The organism is Oxalobacter aliiformigenes (assembly GCF_027116575.1).
Classification (GTDB): Bacteria; Pseudomonadota; Gammaproteobacteria; order Burkholderiales; family Burkholderiaceae_D; genus Oxalobacter; species Oxalobacter aliiformigenes.
The window spans coordinates 987,518-1,011,726 of record NZ_CP098252.1 but is presented as its reverse complement, the minus strand read 5'-3'; the positions used below and the strand labels follow the sequence as shown (position 1 = coordinate 1,011,726).

The following is a 24,209-nucleotide window of genomic DNA, read 5'->3' as shown; positions in this document are numbered from 1 at the left end:
GCGCCATGCCGTTTTCCTTCCGCTGCCTCCCCGCTGTCCTGTCCGTCCTTTCGTGTCTGGCATCCGGTACCGTACAGGCCCGGTCGCAGGCGGAAGGGCTAGCCGTCTGCGACCGGGGAGATCATGCGACGGTCCGCCGGGCCGGTTATGCTCCGGCAATGAATGTACCGGCCAGCCACGACGAAACCGCAAACCGGCCGGAAGACGCCTTGCGCCGGCTGGAAAAAAGCGCGGCGAAACACGACCCCGAAAGTCAGTACCGGCTCGCCGGCATCCTGCTCTCCCGGGAAAAAATCCCGCCGGAAACGGCGAAAAGGGCGCTGGAGTTGACCATGGCTTCCGCCGGCAGCGGCTATCCGCCCGCCCAGTTCGCGCTGGCGGAACATTACCGCTACGGGACGCTGACCGATCCCGACGCGGAAAAAGCGCTCATGTGGTACCACATGAGCGCCGCACGGCAATATGTCCCGGCCCTGACCGAACTGGCCGATATCTACGAAAACGGCCTGATGGACCAGCCGGTGGACAAGGCACTGTCCGGCCAGCTCCGTGCCCGCATCGGCCAGATCAGGGGTATCCCGGCTCCCGAACCGCCGGGCCGGCTGGCCGATACTATCGAAACCGTCCGGGATGGTATCTGGCCCTTTTGCTTCACACTGCCCTTCATCATCGCCGGACTTTTCAGAATGCGGGCCAGATACCGTGCAAGGCAGATCGAAAGCGGCGTGCGTCTTTTTAAATCCGGTCAGTACGATATGGCTGCGCGTTTTCTGGACAAAAAATATGTCCCGGCATTCACCGCTGGAGCGGCTGCCTACGGTGAAATGCTGGCGCTGGGTCTGGGCGTGGAAAAAAACGTCGCCAAAGCCATGCCATATCTGACCATCGCTTCCCCGAAAGACGGCCGCGCCGCCTTTTTGACCGGAACGCTTTTCGAAAACGGCGACGGTGTCCCGCAAAATGCCAAGGAAGCCGTTTACTGGTACGAACGGGCCGCCGGACTGGACAATACCGACGCCATGACCCGGCTCGGCATGTTGCATGCCCTGGGGCAGGGTACCGCCCGACACGACGGAAAAGCCTTCGAATGGCTGCAAAAAGCGGCCGCAAACGGCCATATCGCCGCCACCGCCGCCCTCGCCGTCCTGCATCACCTCGGCCGCGGCACCGAAAAGGATGAGGCCACGGCGTACAGACTGACCCGAAAAGCCGCCGCACAAGACCAGCCGGCCGCCCTGTACAATCTGGCCGTCTCCTGCCGGCACGGCTTCGGCACCCCGGTCGACGGCACCCGTGCCGACAGACTTTTCCGGCAAAGCGCCGAAAGGGGTTGCCGGCAGGCCATGCTGGCGCTTGCCGCCATGCATGAAACACATTCTCCAGAGACCTGTTCCTCCGAAGAAGCGGCCTTCTGGCGCGGGAAAGCGGCCCAGACCCCGGCCAGACCGCCATCCGAATCCGTCCTGCTCTATCCTGAAACGGACATGGACGGGTTGCAGGCAGGCTGACTGCATAAACACTACCGGATGACGGCACAGAACGGGCCACCCCGCCGATACTGTCCGGGTGTACCGCGTCCCGTCTTTGCGGCATGACCCGTCATCTTCCGAAATCCGGCGAAAAGACGCGGAAAAAAACCGTATGAAAGTCCAAACGGCCGGTATCCATACCGCCACGGCAACAGAACGAGGCACAAAACCGCCCGGCATGCAACCCTCCTTCCCGTTTTCTGCACAGGACTCAACATTTATCATAACGCGCCCTTTTTTGTTGTCTTATTCTCCCTGAAAACAGCCCGGCAAGGGCATCTTTCCATCCACTTTCAACGAGAATACGACCATGTCACACAAACTGCTTTCAAAAACCCTTCTCGGCTGCGGCATCGCCGCCGTGTCCGCCCTGTTCGCCGGCCATGCGCTGGCGGCAAAACCCGCCGATCACTATACCAAACTCAACCAGTGCATCGGCTACTACAACCAGAGCCAGTATGAACAGGCGCTGCCCTGTTTCACCGATGTCGCCAGAACCGGCAACGATCAGGCCGAAACGTATCTGGGCATCATGTACCAGCACGGTTTCGGTACCAAACCCGATCTGGCAACCGCCGCCCGGTGGTACAACAAGGCCGCGAAACAGGGCGACCGCTGGGCCTATGACAACCTGATGGCCATGGCCGATCCGAAACTCGCCACCGGCAAAAACTACGACGATTACCGCAAGGCACTGGAAGCCGGCGTCAAAAAAGGCGACCCGCAAGCCGAGACCGCAACGGGTGTCATGTATTACTACGGTCTGGGCGGCACCAAACAGAATTACGATACGGCACGGAACTGGTTCGAACGCGCCGCCCAAAAAGGTGACGCCGTCGCGGCGAATTATCTCGGACGCATGTATTACTATGAAATCGGTGTCGAACAGAATTCCATGATGGCGAAACAATACCTGGCCCAGGCCGCCAAAGGCGGCAATGTTCAGGCAAAAAACCTGTTAAAGAAAATGAAATAGTTTTCCGGACAGTGCACTCTGATTTCTACCATTAGCAATTCCGGCCGGATGTCCGTTCTCATCCGGCTTTTTTCAACCGTATCCCGGACAGAACAGATATCACGACCGGACTGGCTGGCCCTTCAACTCTTCTGCTTTGGTAAAACGATGTCCCGTCCCGAAAAACAATTCTCTCCCGTCTTTTCCCGCAACGGTTCCCCTTTGTTCGGCCCGTCATTTCTCCGCCCGTTCGTCCGGACAAGGTTGTCCGCCGTTTTCGCCGCCATCCTGCTGGCTGCTGTCCCGGGTATCTCCTTCTCCGTGCAAACCGTCAACAACGGCGATATGAACATCACGTTCGGCGACGGTTCCGACAATCTCGACCTGTTAAACAACGGAACCATCCGGGCCTACGGCAGCGGCATGGAAGCGGGAGCGCATTCCCGACTCGAAAACGCGGGAACCGTCACCGTTCTGGGCGGCAACGCCTACGGCATGATTGCCGGCGACGGTGCCACCCTGACCAACCAGGCCACCGGTATCATCAACGTCAGCCAGTCCGACGGACACGGCATGGCTCTTACCGGAAATACCGGCAACATCACCAACAACGGCACCATCAATCTGAACGGCCGTTACGGTGTCGGGTTGTTCGCCAAGGATACGGGCGACGTCGCCGAATCCGTCACGCTGACCAATAACGGTACCATTCACGGCGCGACGGCTTCCGATGTCGGCATGGCCGCCGAAGGCAAGGGGATCGCGCTCGTCAACAGCGCGTCCGGCATCATCCTGATGGACGGACACGACAATGGAGGTATCGTCGCCAGCGGAGATGACTCGACGGTCATAAACAACGGCGCCATCACCGTCAGCGGTTACGGCAGCAAGGGGATCGCCGCATTCGGCAACCATTCGGTACTTGCCAACAACGGCGACATCATCGTCACCGGCTATGGCAGCAATGCCATCGAGGCAGGTAACCATGTCTCAGTTATCCAGACCGGCAACATCAGGGTGACCGGTACCGATGGTACCGGTGTTCTGCTGGAATCCGGCGCATCCCTCGACAACTCGGGATCGATCATTACCACCCAGTCAGGCAGCCATGCCATTTACGGCTTCGGCGACGACATTTCGATCACCAATACCCATACCCTCCAAACCGGCGGCGAAAATGCTATCGGGATCGCCCTGTCCGGCGAGAACATCCATATCCTTAACCGGGGGCAGATCACCACAACTGGCCAATACGGCGAAGGCATATCCATCAGCGGCGACGGCAGCACGGTTTCCAATGCCGGGAGCATCACTACATCCGGGAAAGAAGCTCACGGTATCTTCATCACAGGCGGAAACGTAACCGTTTCCAATACCGGCCGGATCACCGTCACCGGCCCCGGCAGCCATGAACTGATGGTCGGCAACAGTGACGGTTCGGTAACCGGACATGTCTTTGTCGATACATGGTCACTCGCACTTTCCCCCGGGCAGTGGAACGATCCCGCCAGCCGGCCTTTCGCCGTCGGGCCCGGTTCCACCCTGACCTTTTCCGGTACGCGCCTGATCCTGCGGCCCGGCAATACGGCCAGCGGTTTCGAATTCGGCAAACGCTACGATGTAGCGGACATGATCGACAATGCCGGCGGCAGCGTGACCGGTTCCATCGGCAGCGACACACCCGATTCCACTATCGCCGGCGCCATGCCAATGCTCAGGGCAAACCTGTATGGCGGCAGTGCCGACGGTGCCCTGAACCAGCAGGTTTCCCTCTCGCTGGACGAGAACGGCAATCACGGACAAGGCGCCAACAACGGCAGCGTCCACCGGACGGCCGCCCGGCTCTGGCTGCTGGAACGGACACTGGGAGATTCCTTCGACACACTGGTGGCCGCGCCGGACTGGTCTTTTTTCGTCCAGCCGTATTACCAGCATTCCCGCGTGACCGGAAACGCCCGCAGCAAAAGCGACAGTGAAGGCCTGATCGCCGGCGCCACCCGGCCCATCGGTGACAATCTGCGTCTGGGCTGGCATGCCGGTCTCGAACATACCGATCTTGCCGCCAGCCGCCATGGCCTGAAATCCGACACCAATGCCTGGCAGGCCGGGCTGCACGGGAAATACAGCCTGACGCCCTACTGGGCACTGCACGGCCAGATCACAGGCACAGTGGCCCGAAGCAACTATGACTTTTCCATGGAAGGCGATGCCGCTTCCGACAAACGGACCGAATACGGTATTTTCACCCGCCTGAAAAGTTCATGGGATATTCCCGTCACGGCACGACACACCCTCTCGCCCGAAATCGGGCTGGCCTGGCTGTGGATGCGCAATCCCGCCATGAACGCCGACTGGAAACAGGAACATAATCAGGAAATGAACCTGCATTTCGAAAAAAGGGACTTTTCCGCCGTATACGGCACGGCCGACCTGCGCTGGAGAGGGAAATACCCATCGGGCGACACGGTCATTCGCCCCACAGTCGCACTCGGCGTACGGCAAAACCTGCTCGATGGCCACGTTGAATCCGGATTCACGTTCATGGGAAACCGCTACACCAGTTACCTCGACGAGGACAGGACAACCGGAACCGCCGACATTGGCGTGCGTATCACCCGCAACAACCTCTCCGGCACCCTCCGATACAACGGCGAATACGGCAACCATTTCACCAGTCACATCATCTGGGCAGAATTCGGCGCCACATTCTGAAACCGTCTCCCTCGGGAAACGGTACCGGCCATCCGCTCCTTTGTGATATCCTCTTTCATCCGGGACAGCCGGCAACACGCCGGTCCTACCCGCAAAAAGGCCGGCGCCACCCGCGTCCCGCCAGCCGATAACAGCCACGAACTGGAAAAACAGCATGATCGCACAAGACACTCTCGTTTCCTTCATCCGTTTCATCGAAGAAACGGAACAGCTCAAATCCACACTCCGTTCCGCCTGGACGGCAACCGGCCGTCACGAAAGCACCGCCGAACATACCTGGCGGCTGGCTCTGTTCGCTTCCCTTTTCCAGCCCTTTTATCCGGAACTGGACTGGCCGAAAACGCTCCTCATGTGCCTGATCCACGATCTCGGGGAACTCTACGGCGGAGATATCTCGGCTGCCACCCTTCCGGATGAAAACGAAAAATACCGGGAAGAGCGTCATGCCGTTGAAAAAGTCTTCGGCCTGCTCCCGCCGGACACCGGCAAGCGGTATCTGGCCATCTGGCAGGAATACAACGACAACGCCACACCGGAAGCGCACCTCGTCAAGGCGCTGGACAAGGCGGAAACCATTCTCCAGCATACACAAGGCAAAAACCCGGACGGATTCGATTACGCCTTCAATCTGGAATACGGCAAAACCCTGTTCGGCGACGGCGGCCCCCTGTCGGCCCTGAGAAAAATGCTTGATGAGCGCACGGCGGGAAAAATCGGCAAATAAACCGGCACGGCCATGCCCGGCCAATCCGGATCCGACGCCGGGCGAAACAGGCCGGAAAATGCTGTTTACGGTTTTTCGGGCGACGAGACCCATCCACGCCTGATCCGGAAAGACCGCTCGCGCCACCGCCGGGCTTCCTCCTGGTCCCGCGCCTGAAAACACAGGCCGCCGGAATAAATCTGTCCCAGCCTGTCCATGGCCAAAAGCTCCCCGTTATCCGCCGCCTTTTTATACCAGTACAGGGCCCGGGAACAATCCTTCTCCAGACCACGTCCCGTCTCATACGCCTCACCCAGCAGATACTGGGCACGCGGATGATCCTTCTCCGCCGCCATGATGTAATACTGCATGGCGCGGTTTATATCTCTTTTGAGACCGGAACCCTGATAGTACATGTGCGCGATATTGGTCATGGCATCCGTGTCTCCATGAGCCGCCGCACGGCGGTACCAGTACAGGGCCTTCTGCATATCGCGTGGCACACCGATTCCTTCACTGTACAGATAGCCGATATTCAGCTCGGCCGAAGAATCGTTCTGTTCGGCCGCCTTTTCGTACCAGAACATGGCCCGGGCGTAATCCCTTTCGACTCCCCGTCCTTTTTCATACTGGCACGCCAGATTGTACTGGGAAACGGCATATCCGTTCATCGCGGCTTTCATGTACCATTCGACCGCTTTTCTTTCGTCTTTTTCAACCCCGTAACCATTGTTGTACATGATGCCCAGTGTATTCCAGGCTTTGGGATTTTGCCGGTTTTCCGGCTGCATGAAACAGGCATGGGCTTTTTCGTACTGTTTTGCCCTGTAATAACTTCTCCCTTCTTCATAGGAACAGGCCCACAAAGGGCAAGCCAGTATCAGAAGAAACAGGCCGTATCCTGTATTCAACACATGCCGTTTCATGTTTTTTTGCCGCATAATTCAAATCCGAAATTTCAAAATGAAAAACATTTCATCAACACTTTCCGGGAATATAGCCGATCCTGAAAGTCAATTTTCACCGCTGGCTTCTTTATCAGTCGGTTTTTGTTTTTTCTTCCGCTTGAGGACATGATCCATCTGTTCCTTCTGAACGCCATGAACCATCCCCTGCAAAACCATGCGCCACAGGCGTTGCGCCACCTCTTTGGGACGGGTGACTTGACGAACGGGGATTCTTGTGGGAACCAGAAGCTGCATCAGGCCAAGCGGCACACCGAATGTGAGGGTTTCCAGCGGTTCGCCCTTGCCGGTACGATACAGTATCTCCCCGTACAAATCGCTGCAGACATCCAGTACGGCCATGCCGGTCAGCGCGCCCAGCGACGGAACCAGACTCATCGCGACGGCCAGCGGCAACTGGACCAGTTTTCTGCCCATCTGCTCGGCTATCCAGAGGCTTCCGTTTTCCGCAATGCTTTCCCAGCCTCTTTCAAAGACATTGCTCCCCCGAAGGAAACCCTGTTCTTCTTCCTCGCGTTTCATGGCGATCAGGTCGTTTTTGGTTTTTTCCAGTCCGGTATTGTCGCCGGGCAAGGCGAAGTCGGTCGCATCGCCGATAAAGGCTGCCAGGGCATACAGATTCTTCCGGATTTCCCGGGGACTGAATCCGGCGCCCTTGCCGAAGTGCCGGGCGAATTCGCTGCCATGCTCCCGGTTCATGACGGTTCCCGCCGCTTCGGCATTTTCCCGGATGGCATCGGCGACGGTCTGGTGCCTCATGGAACCGAACCCTTTTTCCATCAGTGGTCCCATGCTCTCATCCGGATGTGCAACCGGTTGCGTTCCCCGGGCATTGACTGCTGAAGGGTGTCCCAGACCGTTTTCGATGGCCTGACCGGCGATGCGGTAACCGGCTTCCATGCTTTCATCCGGATGTGTAACCGGCTGTTCTCCCTGCCCGTTGACGGCGGACGGTTTTCCGATATGTTTTTCAAGCAGGCTCCCGTACATCCGGTATCCCGGCATCATGCTCTCGTCGGCCGGCCCGGCCACCTCATTTTTCCCGTGAACCCGGCTGGTGATATCCAGCCCGTTTCCGTTCTTTTCACGGTTTTTTTCCGGCACGGGGGGAACATGCATTTCCCGGAGAGCCAATACCGGTGCTTCCGGTTTCCGCCGGGAAAGCGATTCCCTGTTTTCCTGTTCCGGCATCGCCAGCCAGTTGCGGAAAATCGTCCGGTTCGTCCGGGTGCGGAATACCGGATCATGGCGGTAATTGAGAGCAAATGCGATGTCCCGTGCATCCGGACTCATTTCCCGGACTTTCTCCGGCCAGCGCGCCACGACGGAATCGGCCTGTTCCCCGGAGAGCGGACGGCCCATCCGGTCCCTGGGCGGATTCCCGTCGAACCGGTTGACGATCTGTTCGTCGATCTGGGCTCCCGACATCAGGGAAGCCGGATCGGCAAGTTTTTGTGACCAGTCGATCGAGGCCGGATCGTCTGTTCCGAAAGGGGATACGCTTGAACGGATATGCCCGGGCGGGAACGTTTCCGGGAAATCCCGGGAAAGGGAATGTCGGGCATCCGTGTTCCGTTCACTCCCCCGGAGCGGATAGCCATGTTCCGGCAAGGTCAGGCGGCCGGAGAACATATCGCCCGCCCGAGTCGGAAAGTTTCGCCATTCATTCATACAACCTCCTGAACAAATCATGAAAAAAGCCTTCCGGTTCCCCGGAAGGCATTACAGAAACGACGCGGTAAAAAAAAGGGCGCAACAGGCCCCCACTGGCAACTTATACCGCAAGGGCGTATTTCTGTCAGCCTGTCGCGAAAGGGAAATGCCGGTTCTGTCGCACGGTCCGGCCGGAACCGGGGATGCGGAACGTTTTTCCGATCCGTGATTTCCATCGGTTTCCGGTGTTTCCGGTTTTGATGCCACCATTTTCCGCCTTTTCTTTTCGGTCACCTCAAAGGCCTGGGCAGTGCAAACAAACCGGGCAGCGCAGATATTCCACAGGTTTGCGCCAGTATGACATATGTCCGGTTTTGCCGTTACAAAAGCCGCTCATCCTGAAAATATGACGATAAAACAACACTTTACCGGATTGGCAAGACGCAAATCCGCACGCTTTGTTATGATCGTTACAAATGCATGTGCCTATTGATGAAAAAACAAAAAATGATTCGCCCTATTCCCGTTTCTTCCCCGTTCGCACGGTGGATGTCCCGTCTGGCACTCGTGTGCTGCATGCTTCCGTTCGTACCGGCTCCGGTCGCAGCGGAAGAACTGGCCGAAGGTGTCCGCCTGTATTACAGCCAGCGATACAAACAGGCCGCTCCGCTTCTGATGCGTGCCGCCCGCAAGGGCGATGCCAAGGCACAGGCCTGTCTCGGCCTGATGTACCAGGAAGGGCTCGGAGTACCGCAAAATTATAAAAAAGCGAAAAAATGGTATGAGAAAGCGGCCATGCAAAACCGTGCCGACGCGCAGACTTTTCTCGGCATGCTCTACAGTCAGGGCAATGGCGTCGAAAAGGATTTCGCCACCGCGAAAAAATGGTTCGAAAAAGCGGCCGAACAGGATTTCGCCCCGGCACAGACACTGGTCGGTCTCATGTATGCCAAGGGCGTCGGTACCCAACGCAACATGACACAGGCGGAACGCTGGCTCAACCGCGCGGCCGATCAGGGCGAAACCGACGCACAGACTTTTCTGGGGATTCTGTATCTGGATGGAACCGAACTGCACCAGAACCTCGACCGGGCAATCTATCGTTTCAGGCAAGCTGCCGAAAAGGGCGATGCCAATGCCCAGGCGGCATTGGGCATGATGTACTTTTCCGGCAAGGGCGTGAAAGAAGACCCGAAAGAGGCCGTCAAATGGCTGGAAAAAGCGGCCATTGCCGGTAACGTCGATGCACAGACATTCATCGGCAATCTGTACTACAAGGGAATCGGCGTCGCCAGAGACAATGTCAAGGCCGGTTACTGGCTCCAGAAAGCCGCGATCGCCGGCGACGCCGATGCACAGGCCACCTTGAACGATCTGCTCGGCAACGGAGAAGCGGACGGAACGGATACGGCGGGCGAAAAAGAGCGATAAGCCGTTTCAGAGGATGTTTCAGGCCTTTTTCCCGACCGGCTTTCACCTTTCCCGGGCAAACGGTATTTCCGGCCGAAACGGGCGGAAATACCGTTTTTGCGTCATATCCCGCGCATGGCTCCCGCACGGTATCCCTTTTCGGGTTAAAGTAGTGGCCGGGCTCAAACTTTTCCCGTTTTTCCATCATCATCCATACGGAGAATCCGCATGAATCGCGCCGCACCCCCAGCCGGTGGCAAAAGAAGCGACAAACCTGACGATATCGACCAGCCGTTCGCCGGCGACCTGCTGCAAAGAACCCGACTGGCAGACAGGCTGACCGGCTATATCAACCGTCTGGAAAACGGTGCCGTCATCGCAATCGACGCCTTGTGGGGAGAAGGAAAAACATGGTTTGCGAGTAACTGGGCGGCCCGTCTGCACCGGGAAGGTTATCCGGTCGTTTTCATCGACGCGTTTGCCGAAAACGACGAACTGGACCCTTTTTTCATTCTGGCCGCCGAGCTGGCGCTTCTGTTCGAAGACGGCCAGGGAACGGGCGACGCCATCCGTGGCGAGGCGGCACGGCTGATGAACGCCATGATGCCGCTTGCCGGCAAACCCGCTGCCGCCCGGGCCGTTCCCCCCGCGCCACCAGATGCGCCGTTCGAGACGACCGGCGACGATATGGTCAACCGGATCGAGAAGCGGCTCAAGGCATGGCCGGCCGAAAAAGCCCTTTTCACCCGATTCAGAACCACCCTTGGCCGGATCGTTTCCGGCTGCGGCAAACCCGTCGTGATCGTCATCGACGAACTCGACCGGTGCCGTCCGTCATTCGCGATCCGTTTTCTGGAGAAGATCCGGCATTATTTCGACATGCCGAACCTGATTTTCGTATTGCCCGTCAACCGCATCCAGCTTTATGAAGCCGTCAGAAACGTTTACGGAACGGACACGGATGCCGGTACCTGTCTTCACCGGTTCATCGACTTTTTCCTGTCGCTGCCGCGGTTCGCCTCCAACGATACGGCCCATCTGGCCCATATCCGCTCGTTCATCGGCGACATGTTTTCCCGGCACCGTGCCGATACTGGCACCCCCAAACGGAAACGGTTCATCGAACTGATGACGGCATGGGCCGCGCTCGTTCCCCTGACGCTTTCCGAAATCGAACGCGCCGTCACGCTCTATATTCTGGCCGGAGAACCGCCCGAACAGGGTATCGCGACATTTCTGATCGTTTTGAAAATCAAAAAACCCGAATGGATCGCACCGCTTCTGAAAAACGACCGGAAAATCCTCGCCGCCATCCTGGACGATTTTCTGTCCAAAATCATCACAGACAGCCAGAAACTGCCGATGGCGCCCGACCGGTATTTCATTGCCCTGCAAAACTTTTTCAACAGCGAGAAAAGCAGCCACATGCAGGACAGGCAGGTCATCACGCAATTCCAGATGGACGTGCTCGATCCGAATTCCTTCTATATCGAATCGCTGGAAGAAATTTCCTATCTCATCCGCATGGTCGCAGGCAATCTCGATCTGGATATCCCGGCCTGACCCGCCGTCGGCCGTCATCCCTTTTCCGGGCAAAAGCGGAAAAAGCCGTTATTTGACGACTTTTTCCCCGCAAACGGCCATCAAAACACGTCAACTTATCCACAGGCTGACACGTAGCGATAAAACGCGTTTTTCATGCCGTTTCATGTTCCGTTTTCCGGCTGTCCGGCCCGAGACATTTCACTTCGTAAAAGTTTGCATCGCCATCCGGAGACATCCTGACGGCCGTCACCGAAAACCGGTAACCGTCATGGGAAACCGTAACCATAGCCTCATGGCGCTCCCCCGATTCCGTCATGCGTTTTTCATAAACGGCCCCGGCAAGACGCGCGGCCGTATCGGCCCCGAAAACACCGGCAAACGTTTCGGCGCTGTCGAAAACACAATCCTCATAACTCACCTCATCGGCATCCAGCTCGAGGTATTCCGTCATCCCCGTCAGAGAGAAACACATCGAGATTTCAAGACAGGGCAGACCACCGTGGATCACCATCTGGCTTTCCGCCATATCGATATAGGATTTCACCGTTTCGTCACCGACCCGCCCGGACAGGTTTTCCCTGACGAACGTACCGATCGCTTTTTTTCCCGCTTCATTGATGATTTTCCGCATACTCCCCGCTCCGTTCATGAAAAGCCGGACAACGGACCCGACCGATAACACGCCCGGGCCGTTCCCGCAACCCGAAAAAACAGATGATACCGTTTTTTCGCGAACCGCGTAAAAAACAGGCATGCCCGACCGGAAGCAGGCGGGGCATGAATCCCGTCAGGTTATTCACCCGGTTATCCACAGGAAATGGGGATAACGCTCATGGCAAATCCGCCACACTTTTCCACTGTCCCGCTAGCGGAACACATTGACCATGATATCGGCCACGATACCGCTTGCCACGGCGATCAGAACCAGATCGTTACCCGTCCGGTACCATGCATACCCATCACGATGTGGCAGATGACGACACATCCGCGGAGGTACCGGACGTTTCGCGATCCCGTGCGGCAGCGGTTTTCCCCGCATCATGTTTTTCCGCACACCCGGCGGCAACGGCGTATAACCGGTATAACGGTACTGCACCGCCCAGTGGCGGGCATCACCGCGGGAAACGCCATGTTCAGGACGCCGGTTGTCATGCCGGCGCTTTTTGTCCGTTTTCTTCCAGTCCTTTTCCGCATGCCGGTATTCACTATGCCGTTTTTTCTCCGGCCCGGCATGTGCCGGCACCCACACGAGCGACCAGACCGACAGGCCGCAAATCAGGCATTTCGCCCAGGCTGACAATCCACGATACATACCGTTTTCCCTCCTTTTTTCCAGACAGATTCCATCGTATTCAAACCGGCACCGTTGCGCCAGAGAAAAACCGTTTTTTTTTGTAACGGATTTTCACAGAACAGTATCTCCCGTAAAAGCGGATACATGCCACAGAATGCCGGTTCGCCCGTTCGCGGCCGAAATGTGCCTTTGCCGCAGCACGGACCGTTTCGCCACCATACAAACAGACTGTTCCGGCCAACCGGCATGTTGCCGGAAATCCGGCAAATATCCGTGCCGCCCGGCAATCAGACAGGATGAAGGGATAATCTGTCGGCAGTGGATAGCGTTGATTTCATGATTCGCCCCGGCGATACGGCCTGATTTCGATATGGAAAAAATTCCGGAATCGCCGACAATCCCGGCATGGAAACCCTGTGCGAAGGCGTCGAAACCGCCATGCAGGCCGAATTTCCGAAACAGTGCGGATGTATGCCGGCGCAGGGGCACTTTTACGTCCGGCCTGCCTTTTGACGAATTCGCCGGAATCTGGCTGAAAAGCACCGGAACAGACACGGTTTTGTCATAATACCGCTTTATACTGACAGGGACTTTTTATGCACGCCGGGGCCGGCCTGGACAATACGGGCCCCGTTTCGGCCACGGCATGACAGCGATGTCTTCCGAAATCCGGTAACAAAACGCCATGACAAAAAACACGACCTCCGTACAGACCGGCAAAACCGCCACATCCTCTCTTGCCACACTGCTGAAAAAACGTCCCGCACGCGATGCGAACGCCTTGCTTGCCGACATCGCGGCCCTGACAAAACTGGCCGGACACGCGAAAAACCCCGGCGCCGCCGAAAAGGTCCTGTCCTGGTATGAAACCGCCGCCAAAAGAAAGCTCGATGCCACCCAGCGCTGCCTGCTCGACTTTTATACGGCCAATGCCTGGATCTGCCGGCACCACGAACGGAAAAACGCTTCCAACGCGGCATGGGAACAACCCGAAATCGAAAAGGCGATATACCACCTGCGAAAAGCCGTGGACGATCCCGCTTTTCTCTTTTTCGACGAACTCCTGCGTTGCCGGATTCTGACGCTGTCAGGCAACCAGCACGGCTATATGGGCGATTTCATCCACGCCATCGAATACTGGGACCGCGCCATCGAAACGGACACCCGCTTCGGCATGGCGCTCGGCAACCGCGGAAAAGGGATCGCCGAATATGCCGAACTGATCGGCGACGATACGCTAAAACCGGTTTTTCTCGGCATGGCGACAGACAATCTCGAAGCCGCGACCGACGACGACGCGCGCTACTTCGGCGATGCACAGGGCAAGGAATATTTCCGCGCCGAACTGGAAAAAATCGACGCCACCCTCTCCGGTTCCGACAGTGACGCCGCTCCCGTCTGCGACACTCCCCGGCAAACGGACAAATCCGGAAAAAACAGGAATTTCCGGAAATGGTGCCTGACGGAAAAACTGTACCTGAATCCGTACAACGATCTGTGCCAGGCCAATGCCGCCGCCTACGACATCATGGAACAGCCCGTATCGAATCCGTCACCGCTGCGCAGCATGCCGCCGGCCATCCGTTTTCTGTCCCAGATACGTCAGGAATACATCGCCGCACGCCACCTGTGCCATGGTGCGCTGTCCTCGAAAGCCTTGCGCGACGCCCGCAAGAGCGAAAACGCGGAAACCGACCGGAAAGGCTGGTCGCTCGCGGTCGAAACACTCAAACTCGCCTGCCGTTCGGCCTGGTCTCTGCTGCCGAAAATCGCCCGGACCGTCAATCTGTATTTCGATCTGAAACTGCCGGACGGGAAAACCGGCCTGAAAACCGTCTGGTACAAAAACGGCAACCCGGCAGAAGGACTGGCCGATGCGTTCGCCGGCTCGACGAACTGGCCCCTGCGCGGCCTGTTCTGGCTGTCCAAGGCACTGCCGCCCGAAAGACTTTCCCCCTCAACGGATCCGCACAGCCTTCTGCTGAAAACCATCGCCGAAGAACTCGGGCACCGTTACCTGCGCATTGTCGAACTCGACTTGCCCTCCGGCCAGATCGTCGACGGCACCCTCTCCCGCCGGAAACTGGAAGACGCCACCCTCAAGGCACTGGGACTGGCCCGCGGTGCCATCGTCTATCTGACCCAGGCCATCTCCATCGAGGAAACACGGAAAAAAATTCAGGCGGAAAGCCATGCCGGTGGCAACGTGTATCCCGACATTTCCGCATCGCCCGCCGGTGAAACGCCGTGATGATATACTTCCTTTTTGCCCACAAGGCATTTTGCAACAGGAAATCTCATGAAAAAAAATTATGACACGCTCCTGCTCGACGCGGACGATACGCTGCTCGATTTTTCCAGAACCGAAAAAAACGCGCTGGATCTGACATTTTCCCGTTACGGCCTGAAACTGACCGACGAAATCCGGGACATCTACCACACCGTCAACCACGGACTCTGGGCCGCCTTCGAACGCGGCGAAATCAGCAAGGAAACCGTTACCTCCACCCGCTTCTCCCGTCTTTTCGCCGAAACCGGTTATGCCGTCAATGGCATCGCTTTCGCCCGGGATTACCAGCTGGCGCTGGGAGAAGGATACTATCTGATCGACGGCGCCAGGGAACTCTGCGAGAAACTGGCCGGGAAATACCGCCTGTACTGCGTCACCAACGGCGTGGCCGCCACCCAGCACAGCAGGCTGGCGGGAAGCGGACTGAACGAGTATTTCAGCGGCATTTTCGTCTCGGAAACCATCGGCCACCAGAAACCGAGCCGGGACTACTTCCGGGCGGTTTTCAACGCCATCGGACGCTTTTCCCCGGAAAAAGCCATGATCGTCGGCGATTCGCTGACCTCCGACATCGCCGGCGGCAAAAACACCGGCATCGACACCTGCTGGTACAATCCGTCCGGCAAGACAGCTGAACCGGCGCTGACGGCGGACTATGAAATCCGCCGGCTTGACGAACTGCCGCCGATACTGGAAGGCGAATAGGCCCCCGACGATCCGGATACCGGGCGCCGGCAAAACCGGACAGGATTTGCCCAGCCAGTGCCAGACCGTTTCCGTACCTTTGACGTCGCCGCCGGATTCGGCCAGAATAACCGGCTTTCGGCACACGGGATCCCTGAACCGTCCAGCCTGCCGACACGACAGAAACCAGAACGCATGAATCAGCCAATTCCCTTTACCGACCATTTCCGCAAACTGATCGCACTGGGCGTACCGATCATCATCGGCCAGATCGGCATGATCGTGCTTGGCTTCGCCGATACCATGATGATCGGGCATTACAATACCGAATCGCTGGGCGCCGCCAGCTTCGTCAATAACCTTTTCAACCTCGTCATCATCGGCAGCACAGGCTTTTCCTACGGGCTGACGCCACTCATCGGCGAGCTGTTCGGCGCCAACGACAAAACCGGCATCGGCGGCAAGCTCAAAAACGCCCTGCTCGCCAATTTCACGGTCGCCGTCATCTTCACACTGGCGATGACCATCCTGTTCTTCAACATCGAAAAACTCGACCAGCCGGCCGAACTGATCCCGCTGATCAAACCCTACTATCTGGTCGTACTCGCCTCGCTCGTCTTCATCCTGCTGTTCAATGCCTTCAAGCAGTTCGCCGACGGCATCATGGATTCCCGCACTGCCATGTGGATTCTCCTGTTCGGCAATGTATTGAACATCATGGGCAATTACGTCCTGATCTACGGCGTTGCCGGATTTCCGGAACTCGGCCTCCTGGGTGCCGGGATCTCCACCCTGTTCTCCCGTATCGTCATGCTGTGCGTTTTCATCGCCCTCTTTTTCCTGCTTCCCCGCTACCGCAACTACCGTACCGGTTTCATCCAATCCGTCGTCAACCGTGCCGACTTTCTGAGGCTCAACGCAATGGGCTGGCCGCTGGCCCTGCAAATGGGCATGGAAACCGCCTCTTTTTCGCTCACCACCATCATGGTCGGCTGGATCGGTACCGTCGCACTCGCGGCCCATCAGGTCATGTTCACCATCAGTACCCTCTTTTTCATGATGTACTACGGCATGGGTGCCGCGACTGCCGTACGCGTCAGTTATTTCAGGGGACAGGCCAGAGCAGCCGACGTACGGCGCGCGGCCTTTTCCGGCCTGTACCTGATTCTCGTCATGGCAGTCATTTCCACCACTCTCTTCTGGCAGTTCCGCTTCGCCATCGGCAGCTGGTTCACGGACAACACCGCCGTCCTGGCGACACTCTCCACCCTTTTCCCCATCATGATGATCTACCAGTTCGGCGACAGCATGCAGATCGCGTTCGCCAACGCCCTGCGCGGCATCATGGACGTGAAAATCATGATGCTGTTTTCCTTCATCGCCTACTTCGTCATTTCCCTGACATCCAGTTACCTGCTCGGCTTCGTCATGGGATATGGCATCGTGGGAATCTGGATGGCCTTCCCGCTGGGACTGACTTCCGCGGGCATCCTGTTCTGGCTGCGCTTTCTGTACAAGACCCGGCCGGCCGCCTGAACCGGAAGGAGAATAGGAAGCGACGCAAGCGGTCTCATTGGCGCAGCAGAAAACTTTTCCCTACAATCAGCGTTGTCCTGTCCTTTAAGAAATACCCGTTATGGAAAAGAAACTGGTCATACTGGCCGCCACCCTTGTCGCCAGACTCATCTGGCGCCTGACGAAAATCACGTCGGGCCCTCTGCGAATGGCGGTATTTCTGGCCGTACAGGCCGCCATCACCGTCCTGGTTCCGGTCGTCCGAAACCGGCTCGGCAAAAAACGGCCGGCCAAGGCAGCCTGAACGCTCAGACCGTCCGGTTCCGGTCGCCGTCACGGAAAAAACCGCACGCCACCGCCTCGTCCCGCGTGCGGGCAAACGTCAACTACATATCACCTGACTTTATTAACATTAAGCGATTTATATACGAGACAAACAAACTTACGATTTCCATGACTTCTGGAACTTGATTCCTTCCGTCCTAGCTCTTTCAAGAAGTCCAAGTAAATCCATACTCTGTCTTGGATTTGGAATCTTCCTTGGAATCTGTGCAGCTATTTTCAGAATACCGTCCTCTTTCGGAGTAATGAGCCTTTTCAGCGACAATTCATTTCGTATCCTTGCCCACTCGTCACCGGTTATCTTCATCACGACTGTCTGCGCATCAATACCGTTATCCATCTTCTGTACAGTCCGTGCATCATGCTCTGCCCTTGCTGATTCTTCCGGACTGACCAGTATATTTTCCAGACCCGTATTTTCCAGTTGTCTTTTCAGCTCCTGCAAACCTGCCTTCATGGTTTCCCAGCACTGTGCCTGCTTGCACCACTCTGTAACGTTCTTCCCCCTGACCGGCATATTGACGATCCTGTCATTGGCATATCTTGCGCAAATCTCCAGAATCCTGATAATACTGGCCGGCATTACCTGCTGTTTCCATATCATTTCATACGGAAAAACCTTGCCCATATCCCCAATCAGTTTTCCAAGACACGCAATGGTATAAACGACAATATTGGCACGGTATCCACCGCCATACCATTCCTGTTTTGATACCAGATTTTCCGTCTGGTTGAATATGATCGCTCTTGCCACGGCACGCCGGAAATAACTTTCATTGAAGCCATCAGAATCCTTTTCCCATTCCCTGCTGATTCTTTCAGCATATTTCACGAAGTTCTTCTGGCTGCCAGCATTGACAAAACGTGGCTCCTCATCCCATACATTTTCGTATTTGGCAAGTTTTTCCTTTGTAAACAACTGGCTTTTCGGATTTTCAAGCCTGAACCTGTCCAGTTCCGATTTTTTCGCCAGTTTGGATTGTGCCTCGGTATACTGGCCCCGTGTTCTTTCAAAAAACCATTTGGAACCACGCAACTCAGCCTCTCTGGCTGGTGCCCATATTCTGCGCGACATTTCTTCCATTCTTCTCGAAAAAGGATGATTTGAAAAGAAATCAGATGCATTGACCTTGTTCTGTGTATTGGCATACCGTGAAATATTCGGAACAATTCTTTCATCCTGATCTTCAGGTATGACAGACAATTTCATCTGGACAAATATATTTTCCAGCTGAACCTTGTCTTTTCGTCCGGTATGAAACAATGATGCCGTCGTCTGCCCGCCATTGACTATCTGCAAATCACTGATTTTGACGATTTGCAAACCATTTTCTCCCCTTTCTGTAAAAACTTCACGCGCAGTGGCAGTAATACCGTTGTTATATGCAAAAAACATCTCGGGTTCATTCAGAATTGTCGCCCTGATTCCCTGATTGACCTTTCCCTTTGCCTGAAGAAAAACACGGACATTGCTTTCCAGAAGACGGGTATCATATTTTTCATACAGTCCTGCCAGAATACGACCAGGCATAACCGCCAGATAGGACTGGTACGAATCCGTTCCAAGATTGACATTCAGGCAAGGAATAGCAAAACCGAACATCTCCCTGAAATCAATAACAAGCTGTTCTCTCTGACCAGTAGACAGATCTTGTTGATACAACCGGTAAATATCCCATACCTGCCATGATGCGGATATTCCGCAAACAACATCATCACGATCTAGCGCCTTGACCCGTTCGCTCAATGTTCTTTCCGACAACAAGAAAAAACGTATCTTGCGAATTACGGAAATCCTGTTCTCTACCAGTTCGACAAAATCATATACCGGTGAGGTCATTTCAAGATCTTTTTTCAGTCGCAGTTCCGCACACTCCCTGAAAAACCTGACCAGACGCCCGAACTGCAAATTGATTTCCGATAATGAAAGCGACTCCAGTTTTGGCCGATTATTGTAATCTGCAATGAAGAGGGACAAATTGCCTTCCTCTTCATCAAAAGAATATGCGTCAATACGCAGACCTTTTACAGGGTTTCTGTAATGACAGTAAACGATATCTTCGTTAACAAAACCTGTCGCCTCAAGCTCTTCTGCCACCCGTCTGACAAATGTTTCATTGCTTGAAGATTCATCCGCTTCTCCGCCAATCCTGATTTCCTGCTGGAAATCCTGGAAAAATTCGTCAAGTGACATTTCCATTCAAAGCCCCTCAAACACCTTTTCTGCAAACAGACAAAACGCCCTGTCTTATCAAACACGCATCACTTAATCAGGCAACTGTGACCTTGCAATCCCCGCGAACTTCACCTTCCCTGCAATATCCATACATCTTCCGGAATTCCGATTCTCTCCCATGACAACCGGATCTCACTCATCATAATCATCCTCATCTTCCGGAGAATCATCCATATCGTCATCCTGTCGAAGCCATACCTTGTTGACAACGACAACATGATCACGCCTGACCTGTTCATCAAACGGAAAACTGATACCGAAAGCCGGAATGACACTATTTTCATCCCGTATTTTCAGCAGATGTATCATCAGCAGCGGTTTCCTTCTCACCTTCCGGTAATGCACATCGGACGGACTTGCGCTCTTGCTATGTCCTTCATCGTATGCTTCCTGTGCCAGCTTTCCCGCCTCGGCCAGTTGCTCATCGCTCAGCCCGTAACGTTCCAGTTTCGCACCGCCAATCCTGCGCTTTGCAGTCCGCCAGATGCCATCTCCATCCTTTTTCCATCCACGACGTCTTTCCTGAACCCCGAGAATATGGTTTCCGATCCTGTTTTGCTTTGAAACACATAAAACGTCTGCTTTGGGATAGTCGTCCGCTATTTTCACCAAATAACCGATAATGCCTTTTTTATCTTCATCCATGCCGGCCGTCGACATCTTAAAACGCCTCAGAAAATTTTCGACAACCGAAATGGACACATTGCGGAAAAACAGATTCTCCCCAAACCGCTCACGTATCCCGTCGAATCCTGTTTTCAAAAATTCACGAACCAGATTCTCATTGTGCCGGCAAATTTCCGTATCGGCAGACAAGTCGGTACTCTCTTTCAGCCGTCCCCCAAAATATTGCCCGATTTCTATTGTCTTGCCAGTACGCATCTTGTTGCGTGCCGTAATCAGCAATGCATTGTCAGGATGTGTCCCGACAAACAATCCGAAATCTTCAGGAGACATTCCGTTCTTGCGCATCTCCCTGATTTGCGCCCTGAGTTCATTAGTCTTGTCTGTAATATGGCTGTACCAGCCGATCGAATCCCTGTTAAGCCATATCCGGCACAAATCCTGATACCCGTAACGGTAACCGAACCACCTGCCCATTTGCATCAGGGTGTCATACATCCGGGTATTGCGGTACATATAACTGATACAAAGCCCCTCAAGAGTCAGCCCCCGAGAAAGGCTCAGCCCGCCGACAGCCACGACAGTCAGGGCACCGCCGTCATTTTCAGCACGCTTGTAATCCAGTATCTCGTCGGACTTGCTGTTGATCACGCAAAACTGCATATCGTCGAGCACATCCGGCAATTCCCGTTTGACACCCTGCCATGTAACAGGATTGCCCTGCATATTCTCACCAGCCTTGCCTGACATGAATTCTTCGTCGAATTCCGTGTGTAGCTGATACATATAACTGTCCCCGTCCGAGCGATTATCCGGCAAGGCATAATTCGCTAGGACAGCATTGTGCAATCTTTCCTTGTAATCGGATAACAGATACCTGACCTGTTTCTGTACATCCACAAATCTTGAAACATTGACCAACATGGAACAATGCTGTGACTTCTGGTTACGGCAATTCCGTATGGCTCTGACGAGAACAAACTGGCGAAATGCCCTGCACAGACTGTCCGGCAACCCGGTCACATTGAAATTTTTCTTGTGGACGATCGGCAACCAGGTCTCCGCATCATCAATTTCCCTGATCCAGAAAGAATCCTCATCCTTCTCATCATCATTGTCATCGTCATTGCCAAATACCATGTCCGGGCCAAAATAATCGGTCGGCTTGTCCAGCAGATAGATGAAGTCTTTCGGAAACAGATCCTTCCTGTCTTCCTCATCATAGGCATCCGGGTCAATAAAAATATTGGCAAAGGGCGTTGCGGTATAACCGATATAGCAGCCCTTGTCAAAAAGCCCAAGAATCCTCCGGATCAGGCGGTTGGTTCTGGTCGGATCCAGTTCCGGACGATTGGTATTAATGGAAGCATTGTCGGCCTCGTCATCGATCATCAAAAGCGGGACATCCGTTATCCTGCCATTGACAGAATTGAGATCCTTCAGCCACCCCAGCAGACTCTCAAGTGTATAAACATTCTTCTTGATAACCAGAACAACCGGCTTTCTGAAATCGTCTAACTTCCATCCGCTCCTTTCAGCCGTTTGCTTGTTGAAATCGGAACGGACATTGGTAATCGTGACAGGTTCAGGATAATCATTTGCATACGCACCAACACCCACTTTTATGACTGTCTTCCCTGTTTCTTGCCATGTTCTCCCGATAAATCCCGCCTCAATCCGCTCCTGTGTCTGTTTTCTCAGATTGTTGTGTATCCCTGCAATAACGATAATGCACTTATATCCTGCATCAGCAGCATGAGCGAGCAATCCGGTATAGTTTGCCGTCTTGCCTGACTGAACATGCCCGATGACGAGACCACGTCTGCTCCAGCCCCCTTGGGTTGCCGGATTCTGCATATGACCCAATATCCGCTGGCAATCCGTTCTTATGGATTCAACAACCTTGGGCGACCATCCCTGCCGTTTCAGATAATCCGTATAGGCATTCGCATATGTCCATGCAATATTTTTCCGTTTCTGGACCCATTCTTCGTCATGATCTGCATTCCGGTCAACAATCGATATGCCAACCCCCATACGTGTTTGCATATCCATCATGATCTCATCGACAAGATTCTGAATGTTTCCTGTGTAACTCTTTAATTTTGCCACTGTCTGTACAATGTCTTTTACTTTTTCGTACGATGGCGGTTGATCTCCACTATCCACCTGTACAAGATACTTGATGGCTTTCCTGATTTCTTCCTGGTTATTCATATGCGTGCATCCTGACAAATTGTTCTGCCACCTCACGTTTCTGCAAAAGCTGCGGATCAGAAGACACGAGTTTCAGCAAAATCTGTTCATCACTCATGTTGCCCAGACAAACATGCCATGCCTTTATCTTCTCGAGAACATCATGATCATCCAGCGTGACTGGCTCAAGCTGTCTGGGTTTGCTGGAATAATCATCACAAATAGCCGGAAACGGCAATGATGTTGCAATCATTTTAAGAAGTATGTCGAAAGCCTGTATGCTTTCACCGGAAAGCCGGTTCCTGAAAGCATCTACCAGCGGATGCTGCCTGTTGATACTGTACCTGATCGGTCCATCCCTTTCCTCATATCTTTCCCAGACCGGACTATTGCCTTCACCCAGCATTTTTCGCCCACGTTTTCTGTGAATCTGGACGCTCCGGTCGGATATTTTCGGCAACAGTTTCCTGATACATTCACGCACGGCAGGAGGCGGAATGGCAGAAGACTTTTTAATATCAATCGTCCACAAGGCATCAAGCCTTGATGGAAAATCGATCTGGATGCGTGCGTATTTTGTGGATTCTCCCTTCGGCATCATGCGAAACCAGCTACCCCAAGCCACCAGACGGCTGTTTCTGTAAACATATATTCCCTGGTTGGACAGGTATTCGCTTCTTGACTGGTAAGAGCGCTCCTGTTTTTCCGTCAGTCTGGAATAGTGCGGCATTATATAAGGCTGTATTTCAACGACGCCGCTTTCCTCTCCGTTATCGAGATATATGACCTCATTTTCAAGCATTTCCGATTTCTGCCGGAAAAACGGATCGAATGCACTGATAACGCCATTGTTCAGGACCAGCGTAACTTTCGGCGTTTTTCTTCCATCACCATCGATAAAACGATGAAAGACAAGAGAAAGGTGTTCACGCAAGACAGAAAGTTTTTCATTGAGAATATCATTTTGCCTTGTACCTGTCGCATTATCAAAAAGCCTGTCGATCTTTTCCCAGATAACCAGCGTACCGTTGCCATCCAGTTCACTTGTTCCGGGTATGGCATGAATATCCGCCTCATCAAGAATACACAGCAACCACTCGTTTTTTTCCTTTACCAGATCCAGATCCCACATGGCGCCGCACCATTTTCCATTCTGTACAGAAACGACGGTCAGTTTCCGGCATTGTGAGAAAGACGCTGTTTTCAAGCCAAGGCCGAATCGTCCCAGATCAGAATTGGCGCGTTTCGCCAACGGATCAGATGAACCATGTCGCATAGCCTGTTTCAGTGTTTCAGCCGTCATGCCATAACCATTATCCACAATGGTAATGACAGGATCTTCATGAGACATGTTACAGGAAATATTGATCACAGAAGCTTTTGCAGAAATACTGTTGTCGATTATATCGGCCACAGCCGTCTCCAGTGAGTATCCAATATCCCTGAGAGACTCCAGTAAAATACCGGCATTGGGAGGAAGAGGGGAATAGGTTGACATATAAGAATTCATTGCAGGTTCAGTCTCATTATAGATAGATTTTTCCCGGATAATCTTC

At 54.5% G+C, this 24,209-nt stretch carries 18 protein-coding genes; 10 read left to right on the top strand and 8 right to left on the bottom strand.

The annotated features are described in order from the left end of the window. The first annotated feature begins 5 nt into the window (after positions 1-5). From NB647_RS04695 to NB647_RS04680, 4 genes are all read left to right on the top strand, one after another. The gene (locus tag NB647_RS04695; protein ID WP_269284474.1) at positions 6-1,508 is read left to right on the top strand and encodes an SEL1-like repeat protein; all 1,503 of its coding nucleotides are present in this window, start codon (positions 6-8) and stop codon (positions 1,506-1,508) included. Between the two features lie 331 nt (positions 1,509-1,839). Continuing rightward, positions 1,840-2,505 (top strand): tetratricopeptide repeat protein, encoded by a 666-nt coding sequence (locus NB647_RS04690; RefSeq protein WP_269265463.1) that lies wholly within the window; start codon positions 1,840-1,842, stop codon positions 2,503-2,505. Between the two features lie 147 nt (positions 2,506-2,652). Beyond that, the gene (locus NB647_RS04685; protein ID WP_269284471.1) at positions 2,653-5,196 is read left to right on the top strand and encodes an autotransporter family protein; all 2,544 of its coding nucleotides are present in this window, start codon (positions 2,653-2,655) and stop codon (positions 5,194-5,196) included. Between the two features lie 154 nt (positions 5,197-5,350). Then, on the top strand, positions 5,351-5,920 hold the full coding sequence (locus NB647_RS04680; protein WP_269284470.1) for an HD domain-containing protein: 570 nt from the start codon (positions 5,351-5,353) through the stop codon (positions 5,918-5,920). A 65-nt stretch (positions 5,921-5,985) separates the two neighbouring features. On the opposite strand, the gene NB647_RS04675 is transcribed toward NB647_RS04680, so the two are convergent. Further along, positions 5,986-6,825, bottom strand: coding sequence for a tetratricopeptide repeat protein (locus tag NB647_RS04675; RefSeq protein WP_269282320.1), 840 nt, complete (start codon positions 6,823-6,825; stop codon positions 5,986-5,988). 87 nt (positions 6,826-6,912) lie between these two features. Then, positions 6,913-8,535: a hypothetical protein gene (locus NB647_RS04670; RefSeq protein WP_269284469.1), complete on the bottom strand. Its 1,623-nt coding sequence runs from the start codon at positions 8,533-8,535 to the stop codon at positions 6,913-6,915. A gap of 474 nt (positions 8,536-9,009) precedes the next feature. On the opposite strand from NB647_RS04670, the gene NB647_RS04665 reads away from it, so the two are divergent. Then, on the top strand, positions 9,010-9,948 hold the full coding sequence (locus NB647_RS04665; protein WP_269284468.1) for a tetratricopeptide repeat protein: 939 nt from the start codon (positions 9,010-9,012) through the stop codon (positions 9,946-9,948). A gap of 207 nt (positions 9,949-10,155) precedes the next feature. Then, a complete protein-coding gene (locus tag NB647_RS04660; RefSeq protein ID WP_269284466.1) occupies positions 10,156-11,490 on the top strand; it encodes a KAP family P-loop NTPase fold protein in 1,335 nt (444 codons plus the stop codon). A 133-nt stretch (positions 11,491-11,623) separates the two neighbouring features. Here the strand turns inward: NB647_RS04660 and NB647_RS04655 are convergent, their stop codons facing one another. The 3 genes from NB647_RS04655 to NB647_RS04645 all read right to left on the bottom strand — a co-directional run bounded on the left by NB647_RS04655 (position 11,624) and on the right by NB647_RS04645 (position 13,321). After that, positions 11,624-12,103 (bottom strand): hypothetical protein, encoded by a 480-nt coding sequence (locus tag NB647_RS04655; protein WP_269265452.1) that lies wholly within the window; start codon positions 12,101-12,103, stop codon positions 11,624-11,626. 234 nt (positions 12,104-12,337) lie between these two features. Then, complete coding sequence (locus NB647_RS04650; protein WP_269284464.1) at positions 12,338-12,784, bottom strand: anti-virulence regulator CigR family protein; 447 nt, start codon at positions 12,782-12,784, stop codon at positions 12,338-12,340. A 93-nt stretch (positions 12,785-12,877) separates the two neighbouring features. Continuing rightward, on the bottom strand, positions 12,878-13,321 hold the full coding sequence (locus tag NB647_RS04645; protein WP_269284462.1) for a hypothetical protein: 444 nt from the start codon (positions 13,319-13,321) through the stop codon (positions 12,878-12,880). 130 nt (positions 13,322-13,451) lie between these two features. On the opposite strand from NB647_RS04645, the gene NB647_RS04640 reads away from it, so the two are divergent. The 4 genes from NB647_RS04640 to NB647_RS04625 all read left to right on the top strand — a co-directional run bounded on the left by NB647_RS04640 (position 13,452) and on the right by NB647_RS04625 (position 17,559). After that, on the top strand, positions 13,452-15,017 hold the full coding sequence (locus NB647_RS04640; protein ID WP_269284460.1) for an LA2681 family HEPN domain-containing protein: 1,566 nt from the start codon (positions 13,452-13,454) through the stop codon (positions 15,015-15,017). Positions 15,018-15,065: 48 nt separating this feature from the next. Further along, positions 15,066-15,761 carry a YjjG family noncanonical pyrimidine nucleotidase gene (locus tag NB647_RS04635; RefSeq protein WP_269284458.1) on the top strand — a complete coding sequence of 232 codons (696 nt, stop codon included), beginning with the start codon at positions 15,066-15,068 and terminating at the stop codon, positions 15,759-15,761. Positions 15,762-15,818: 57 nt separating this feature from the next. After that, positions 15,819-17,276 carry an MATE family efflux transporter gene (locus tag NB647_RS04630; RefSeq protein ID WP_269284456.1) on the top strand — a complete coding sequence of 486 codons (1,458 nt, stop codon included), beginning with the start codon at positions 15,819-15,821 and terminating at the stop codon, positions 17,274-17,276. A 100-nt stretch (positions 17,277-17,376) separates the two neighbouring features. Then, entirely contained in the window at positions 17,377-17,559 is a 183-nt protein-coding gene (locus NB647_RS04625) for a hypothetical protein (RefSeq protein WP_269284453.1), read from the top strand. Positions 17,560-17,697: 138 nt separating this feature from the next. On the opposite strand, the gene NB647_RS04620 is transcribed toward NB647_RS04625, so the two are convergent. From NB647_RS04620 to NB647_RS04610, 3 genes are all read right to left on the bottom strand, one after another. Then, positions 17,698-19,797 (bottom strand): AIPR family protein, encoded by a 2,100-nt coding sequence (locus tag NB647_RS04620; protein WP_269284450.1) that lies wholly within the window; start codon positions 19,795-19,797, stop codon positions 17,698-17,700. Positions 19,798-19,965: 168 nt separating this feature from the next. Further along, entirely contained in the window at positions 19,966-22,674 is a 2,709-nt protein-coding gene (locus tag NB647_RS04615; RefSeq protein WP_269284448.1) for a Z1 domain-containing protein, read from the bottom strand. Further along, positions 22,667-24,163: an ATP-binding protein gene (locus NB647_RS04610; RefSeq protein ID WP_269284447.1), complete on the bottom strand. Its 1,497-nt coding sequence runs from the start codon at positions 24,161-24,163 to the stop codon at positions 22,667-22,669. The genes NB647_RS04615 and NB647_RS04610 overlap by 8 nt, the downstream gene beginning before the upstream one ends. Between the last annotated feature and the right edge of the window lie 46 nt (positions 24,164-24,209).